This is a genomic window from Shewanella aestuarii, assembly GCF_011765625.1.
Taxonomy (GTDB): domain Bacteria; phylum Pseudomonadota; class Gammaproteobacteria; order Enterobacterales; family Shewanellaceae; genus Shewanella; species Shewanella aestuarii_A.
The window spans coordinates 3,611,161-3,618,966 of record NZ_CP050313.1 but is presented as its reverse complement, the minus strand read 5'-3'; the positions used below and the strand labels follow the sequence as shown (position 1 = coordinate 3,618,966).

At 40.8% G+C, this 7,806-nt stretch carries 7 protein-coding genes; 2 read left to right on the top strand and 5 right to left on the bottom strand.

Going from position 1 to position 7,806, the window contains the following annotated elements:
* Nucleotides 1-334: 334 nt before the first annotated feature.
* The 4 genes from HBH39_RS15795 to hemC all read right to left on the bottom strand — a co-directional run bounded on the left by HBH39_RS15795 (nt 335) and on the right by hemC (nt 4,438).
* Nucleotides 335-1,507: a heme biosynthesis HemY N-terminal domain-containing protein gene (locus HBH39_RS15795; RefSeq protein ID WP_167679624.1), complete on the bottom strand. Its 1,173-nt coding sequence runs from the start codon at nt 1,505-1,507 to the stop codon at nt 335-337.
* A complete protein-coding gene (locus tag HBH39_RS15790; protein WP_167679623.1) occupies nt 1,504-2,685 on the bottom strand; it encodes a uroporphyrinogen-III C-methyltransferase in 1,182 nt (393 codons plus the stop codon). Before HBH39_RS15790 ends, HBH39_RS15795 begins: the two co-directional genes overlap by 4 nt.
* Nucleotides 2,686-2,777: 92 nt before the next feature.
* Complete coding sequence (locus tag HBH39_RS15785) at nt 2,778-3,500, bottom strand: uroporphyrinogen-III synthase (RefSeq protein WP_167679622.1); 723 nt, start codon at nt 3,498-3,500, stop codon at nt 2,778-2,780.
* Between the two features lie 8 nt (nt 3,501-3,508).
* Nucleotides 3,509-4,438 (bottom strand): hydroxymethylbilane synthase, encoded by a 930-nt coding sequence (hemC, locus tag HBH39_RS15780; protein WP_167679621.1) that lies wholly within the window; start codon nt 4,436-4,438, stop codon nt 3,509-3,511.
* A 324-nt stretch (nt 4,439-4,762) separates the two neighbouring features.
* Between hemC and HBH39_RS15775 the strand changes: the two genes are divergently transcribed.
* Entirely contained in the window at nt 4,763-7,171 is a 2,409-nt protein-coding gene (locus tag HBH39_RS15775; RefSeq protein ID WP_167679620.1) for a class I adenylate cyclase, read from the top strand.
* Nucleotides 7,172-7,205: 34 nt separating this feature from the next.
* Here the strand turns inward: HBH39_RS15775 and cyaY are convergent, their stop codons facing one another.
* Nucleotides 7,206-7,535 carry an iron donor protein CyaY gene (gene cyaY / locus HBH39_RS15770; protein ID WP_167679619.1) on the bottom strand — a complete coding sequence of 110 codons (330 nt, stop codon included), beginning with the start codon at nt 7,533-7,535 and terminating at the stop codon, nt 7,206-7,208.
* 79 nt (nt 7,536-7,614) lie between these two features.
* On the opposite strand from cyaY, the gene lptM reads away from it, so the two are divergent.
* Nucleotides 7,615-7,791, top strand: coding sequence for an LPS translocon maturation chaperone LptM (gene lptM, locus HBH39_RS15765; protein ID WP_244325676.1), 177 nt, complete (start codon nt 7,615-7,617; stop codon nt 7,789-7,791).
* Nucleotides 7,792-7,806 lie beyond the last annotated feature (15 nt).

Genomic DNA, 7,806 nt, shown 5'->3' with positions numbered 1-7,806 from the left:
ATGCGGTTAAAAAATTTTTGTGCATGTATTTTAAAATCGATACCTTTTACACCTGATTAACAATTATAGTCCATTTTCTTATCGTTGGTCAATTTTTTGACACGTTTTATTGGTTTTGTAAGTTGTTGAATATATGTGATAAAATTAAATCCATTACAATAGTTAAGTTGACATGGCGGTATTTGGTATGTGGATAAAAATTAAGTAGTCTCGAGTTACTAGCTAGCTTTATGATTTGTTTGATTTTTTATTATTTTTTACTTTGGTAATGTAGGATTGATAAAAAAAGCCTGCGCGATGGGCAGGCTTGTGAAGTTAAATTAAGTAGCGAAAATTAATCAATAGAGTGTGCTGCATGACGATAGCTTTGCATTGCCATGATGTTATCACCAAGCTGTTCTTGGGTTTGCGCTAACGCTAGCCAGTTAGCTCGTGACGGGGCTATGCGGCAAGCATTAGACCAATGCGTTTTGGCAAGTTGCATATCACGGGTTTGTTGTGCCAACTTTGCCATACAAATCTGATAGTTAACATTATCCTGATGAGATTGTTCAAATTTACCCAGTAACTTTCGAATATCAGCATCATGAGCTGTGGTTATTTGTGGCACAGCATCAAATAAATAGTCAACTGGGTTAGTCTTAATATTTTTATATAATATTTTTAGCGCATCATGGCTACGCTGATGTTGACACAGTCCCAATAAGTAACTGACTAAGGTTGTTGGGTTTTGTCGCTCTGATTTACTTAACCAGCCCCAAGTTTTCTCTAATTCTTCATTAGATTGCTCTGCAGCTTGTTGAAGCAAAATATTATTTGCTTGTTCAGTAAGCTGAGTTAGTTTTTCATCGGTTAGTATCTTGCGCTTAGCAAGCAAAGGCAATATGAGTTTCACCGCTGACCAATCTTGTTGAGCCTGGTAAAGGTCTAACGCAATTTTTAGGACAGGATCTTTGCTTTTACTGGTCGGATTAAGCTGGTTTAACAGCTCTCGTGCTTTGTCAAGTTCACCTTCTTGCAGTAAATAGCGAGTACGGGTTGTCAGTGCCGCTACTTTAGCTAAGGGGTCGGCTTCTGCTTTGGCTAAATAATTATCTCGTTCTGTGATTTTATGCTGATGCTGTGCAGCGCGAGCGGCAGCAAAGTAATTCAGTGCGGGTAATTCACCACTGGCTGCGCCTTTGATCATAGCTTTTTCAGCGGATGGCCAATCTTCTTCGGCAAGCGCCAGCGCCCCTATTAAAGTTTGTTTTTTTGCTTTTTTTACGCGCCAACGCTCTGGTAGGTAACGGCTACTTAATGCCAAGGTTAACAGCCACATTATCAGCTTTTTACTGACTTCTAAGGTAATAAACAAAGCGATTAAGGCAAATAAACCAAAGATAATGCTGGTTTCAATTTGATAGTCCCAAATGGCAATATAAATATAACCTTTAGCTTCTAAAATGTAGGGGGTTACACATAAGCCAACCAAGATGATAATGACATAAGCTAAGATCTTTATCATAAGCTTGGCTCCTCAGTTGGCATCATATCGCCATAGCTAACAAGCTGTTGAATTAGTGGGGTCGACTTAAATTGGTAGCCATGAATTGATTCAATTTTTAACTGCGAAACTTGCTCTAATTGTTTAATCACGTGTTGGGTATTGCTGTCGCTATTATCGAAATATTGCTTGGTCCAATTCAGTGCATAATTTACTGAATTTTGATAAGCCTTTTGATCATAGTTGTATAAGGCCATTTGAGATTGAAGAAGCTTATGACGCACATTTTCAACTAAGTACCAGTGTTGCTCTACAGGCAGTAATGGCTCTAAGTCTGTGGTGCGTTCACGAATGGTAATAAAGCCATCCATAAACTGCTTAAATGATTTGGCTAAATTGGTTTGCCAGTCATCAATTGAGTCGGTAATTGGCGCTGCCAATGGGTCTGGCTGGATCTCAGTATCTACTTGATTTAGCGGCAAGCGGCTAATTTGTTCGATTAACGCATCAATTTTATAGACTGCACCACTAATATCAGTCGTTTTAATCGCTTTAGTTGCGGCAATATCTTGCGCTAAGGCTTTGCGAAGTTGATGTAAAGCAGGATCTTTCATGGCTTCAATGCGGTTATCTGCGGTTTGCAGTAAAAGAGATGCGGTTTGTGGATCCTTTTCAAGCCACAACTTACGTCCGGCCATCCCGATTAGATATTCAGCTTCCGCAGCCATCCAATGGTTTGGACTGCGCTGGGCAACAATTGCGATACGTTGCTGCAATTGTTGTTGAGCTTGTTTTAATTCGGCCAGTTGTTGGTATGCCTTGGTATAATCGCTCTGTTGGCGCTCTAATTGCTCAATACGTCGGGTTGGCGTAATTAATGCTTGTTTTATTTCAAGGGTTAACGCTTGTTCTTGTTGGGTTAGCGTGGCTAGTTCAGCGTTTATCATTTGTTGTTGTGCTTGTTGAACATCAAGTTGCATATAGAGCCAATAACAACCACTGATGGCCGCACCAGCAGCAAGCCAACTAATAAAAATACTTAATCGTACCCACCACGAACTGCTATGTCTGCGATGGCGACTAGAAGGCCTTGGGGAGCGTTTGACGGCGGCACTTTTTTGAGAGTCGTCTTTTGCGGGCTCTGCAGATGATGAGTTTTTATGATCTGCGGGCATTGATTCGGGGGTGTTATTTTCCATGAACTGTCCTTGAAAGCAAAATACGACAAATTAATAGCGATAATCATGGCTATTTTTAACCTAGTGGCGGCAATTGACTTAGTTTTGTTGACTTAGCTTGGCAAGCTCAAAGCCCTGAGTATAGCTTGAGTATTTGCTCCATTTGCATTGGTTATATTGCTTAAACCGTACGCATTTGCCTGTAATTCCACGCGATTACTCGGCACTATGATATGACATGAACGCAGCCATGCAAATAATTCTTTTGGCATAAGCGCAATTAAGTTGGCTAATATCTCACCGCTAGTAACAACAATGGTATCGATTCCAAACGCCTGCCATTGTTGGCAAATGGCTTGGTTGTTATAGTGCGGTAGGGTTCGCTGATAGACTTCCCAGTAATCAACCTGCGCACCTCTAAGCCGTAATTGTTCCGCGAGTGTTTCTCTACCGCCATTACCTCTGACGATAATAAATGATTTTTTATCAACATTTTGTAGTTGAACTAGCGATAATAAGCCTTCACTATCTTGGCTAGATTCTGGCGCGGTAAATATTGACAAACCGAGTTTTGTCAGCGCATCAGCAGTAGCTTGGCCAACAGCAAAGTATCGTGCTTGCTTGGGGAAGTGCTGCTGTAGTTTTTCAGCGGCATAAGTTACAGCATTCGTGCTGATAAAAATGAAATTATCAGTGCTGTAAAATTGCTTTGGGACAGGGGATTGAGTTGCTTCAACCCCCAAAAGAGGGGTGACTAAATGAGCAACTTGACGGGTTTCAAGTTGCTCAATCATTTCTTGATTACGACCATCGGGTCGCGTCAACAAGACTTTCATCGCAAAGTTTACTTGGCGTAAACCGCATCAAGAATTGGTTTTGCACCGCGACTTAATAGATCATCCGCTAATGCTTGACCTAACTCAATGGCTTGAGTTTTATTACCAGTCACTTGGCCGGTAATAATTTGGCTTCCATCTGGGTTACCCACTAAACCGCGTAATGTCATAACATCACCTTCGATTTCAGCATACGCGCCAATTGGAACTTGGCAACCACCTTCTAAACGAGTATTCATTGCTCGTTCAGCAAGAACGCGGTAACGAGTTTCTAAATGCTCAAGGGGCGCTAATAATGCTTTAACACGCTCATCATCGGTGCGACACTCAATACCTACAGCTCCTTGACCATTAGCCGGTAAAGACTCTTCAGAAGAAATAAAGCCCGCGATACGCTGCTCTAATTTTAGGCGGATTAAACCTGCAGCAGCAAGAATAATGGCATCATAATCACCACTATCAAGTTTCGCTAAGCGGGTTCCAACATTGCCGCGTAAGTCTTTTATCACCAGATCTGGACGAGCTGCGCGAATTTGACATTGGCGACGTAAGCTTGAGGTGCCAACGACTGCACCTTGTGGTAATTCTGATAAACTCTTGTAAGTGTTTGATACAAAAGCATCACGTGGGTCTTCACGTTCACAAATAACCTGCAAACCTAAGCCTTCAGGAAAGTCGACTGGAACGTCTTTCATCGAGTGCACAGCAATATCGGCACGGCCTTCAAGCATGGCGACTTCCAACTCTTTAACAAATAAGCCTTTACCACCGACTTTAGCAAGTGGTGTGTCTAAAATCACATCACCTTTTGTGCTCATTGGCAGCAACTCAACCACTAAACCTGGGTGAATGCGCTCTAATTCAGCTTTAACAAACTCAGCTTGCCACATGGCCAGTGGACTTTTACGAGTAGCGATACGAATAGTGTTTTCAGACATAGCAAAATTTATCCATCAGATAACATTAATTGCGTTAATGCTAACATTTGATTGCGGAATTTGTCATAACCGGATGTAAATTGTTTGAAGTCCCACTGCATTTTTTGCTGACTGAGGTCATTCAATCAGTAAAAACATTGATTTCATATTGAGCTGAATGCTAGTTGAAATGATAAGTAACAATATAACGCCTTTGTCACAATAATCAGCTATATTTGAACCGCGTCACATTTATGCCGTAGAATGTACGGCCAGCTACGTAATACCTAAAGGCTTAATTAAGGCCTGAAAAATATCACCATTGAATGGAATCTTATCGTTAATATGTCGCAATGCTATGAACTTCAACAGGTTAATAAGCTTAATTCGTTAAGAATGCAACGAGTGAACCAAGTGTTGTCGTTAACACAGCAGCAGTTATTTTTACTTATTCCTTATTTATTCCATCACAACTCCAGCTTGCTTCCCGGTTTTATCAATCCACTTACCGCCAGTGGTATTGCAAGCTTTAGCAATAGCGGCGCCGTGAGAGCCGCATGTCATTATGTTGAAATTGATTATATTGAACTTGATTCAAACCAGCCTTATGCCTTTGAAGGTATTTATGCCATGGGCAGTTCCGCCAGTTTTGGTCAGCATGCTAATAGTGATGTCGACGTATGGTTGGTTTACCAGTCAGGTCTGAGTCAAATTGACCTTGATTTAATTACCCAAAAAGCCACAGCCATTACCCAATGGTTCGCCAGTTTTGATTTTGAAGTTAACTTCTACACCATTCATCCCTTTCAATTTCGAGAATGTGGTCTTTATGATAACTGCTTACCCGTGGGTGAAGATAACAGTGGCTCAGTTCAGCATTGGTTGCTATTAGAAGAGTTTTATCGCTCGCATATTAAACTGGCAGGTAAAACCATTGCTTGGTGGCCAGAGGCATCGGGTGATGAATTATTAAATTTGGGAGAGCTTGCGAATATTCCTGCTAGTGAATATTTTGGCGCCTCCTTGTGGCAGTTATACAAAGGATTACATAAACCTCATAAAGCCTTACTAAAAGTATTACTACTTGAAGTTTATGCCAGTGAATACCCTGCGAATAACATGATTTCTAAGCAAATTTGGCAAGCTTGCCTTGCTGATGACTTTAGCGATGAAAACGATGCATATTTAAAACTATACTACCGCATTGAAGATTATTTAATGGGTCGACGAGAAGTTAGACGCTTAGAAATTATGCGTCGTTGCTTTTATCTTAAATGTGGTGTGGCATTGTCAGACCCGCAAAAAAGTCGTCATGATTGGCGTTTTAAAAAGCTGTCGCAATTGGTGACTGATTGGCGTTGGCCAAGCAGTTTGTTAGTGACTTTAGATAACGCCTCCAGCTGGCATTCGGGCCAATTACAGTGGTTTAATCAGCAACTAAACGAGCTAATGCTTATTAGTTATAAAAACTTACTTCAGTTTGCTTCTAAGTATGAGTTAAGTGACCGCATGAGAGTGGAAGAGCTTGGTTTACTTGCACGCAAGTTGCATAGCTTTTTTAATGATGAAACACATCTACTGCAACCCTTAAATCGTTTATGGAGCCAAGGGATTGCTGAGCAGTATTTAGCGGTATTGTTTTCTAAAAAAGATGCTCGCTATCACTTATATCGCGGGGTAAGCCAGCAAAAGCAACTTATCGGTCAGCAAGCACTATTTTCAGCTGACACTGTCACTGATTTAGTTGCTTGGGCTGTGATGAATGGACTGGCTGTGAAAAAGACACAATGGATAGCATTTGAATGTAGTAAAAATTATGCCCTTAAGCTGAGTTATCTAGCTTTTAAGTTAACCACTGAATTAACCTTAGCAACAGATGTCACCAAGCGTGATTTATGCCAGCCTTGGTTTTATCGGCGCATTATATTTGTTGCCAATGTTGATAATGATTTAACGGCCAATTGGCACGGCCAAGAAATTATGGCTGATTACATGAATGGTGATATTTTCTCGTTCGGTCGAGGTAAACTCAATATGCTGTCCAGTGTTGATATTGTCTGTTTAAACAGTTGGGGAGAGTGGCATAGTCATCGATTCAGCGGTGAAACCGCGTTACTCGAAGCGATTTCATTTATTGCACTGGGTTTAAGGCGAGCTAGCGATAATACTCATTTATCAGTGATTAGTTGTGCGGCAAAACTCTCCAAACAATTACGTGATCAACTTAAGCAGCTATTATTGCAGTGTTATCACATGATCCAAAGAGTCACCGATAGCCAAACCCTAATGTTAGAAATGCATTTAGGGGATAATAAATACGGATTGTACTTTAACTCCCTTGAGATGATGTATCGTCTTTTGGATAAGCCCTCTGAACTATTTCATAAAAATGTGAGTCGACCGATTGTGTCATTGCCACGTCCAGAATTACCCGAGGAGCCTTATTCAAAAGTGCCGGCAATTATTCAAAATTATCTTGCTAAAGGCTCAATTCAGATATTTTTACGCCAGTTGAATAAGCAGTTAGAAGTGATTCAAGCTGATGAAGATAACCAATTACGTCAGTTTGTGATTGATAGCGTATCACTGCAAAGCTATGTGACTCAGCAGAGTATACGTTTTGTAAAAAATCATCATAAAGAGCAGCAAACCTATTTTAATATGCCGCAGTTTTATCAACTAGTCAGGATAAATGGCCAGCTTAAAGTGGTACCATTTGGGGTGAAAGAGGATGAAATGGGCTCTGCTTTTTAAACACAGCCCATTTGTCATTCAAGCTAGATTTGCTTTAGATATTGATGACAATGCCGCCTTGTTTGGCAATGGCATCCAGTACAAAAGGAATAAAAGCAAGGTTGTTGCGGGTATCTAACCATTGGCCATCTTGGTAAGTGAAGTGATATCCGCCTGTTCTTGTCGCTAACCAAATCTCGTGCAATGGTTCCTGTTTATTTATCACTATTTGCGAACCATCTTCAAAGGTTAACTGCACCACGTTGCCGCTATAATTAACATCAACATCCGCATCTTGTTCATCAATCGCTTTGTCAATGGCGCTATCAATGGCGCTGAAAATTTCATCAGCCAATTGGTGAAACTCTGTATCTGTGATTGCCATGCATTTCTATCCTTTGCTTTCTGCGTTATGAATGCGATTATAAGGCCATAATTGATTAGATGCATAGATGTTGAGAAAAATGAGACTGCTTTTATTACTTTTGCTTGCTAGCCTAGTCGTCACTGCATGTGGCCAAAAAGGGGCGTTATATAAAACTCCCGCTTCAGAAGTGAATCAAACTTCTGAACCCGCTGTTGAAGCAAATGCGACAAAAGAGCCGGCAGAAATACCTAACAACACAGAACAACCGCATTAATAAAGGAAGCGCATT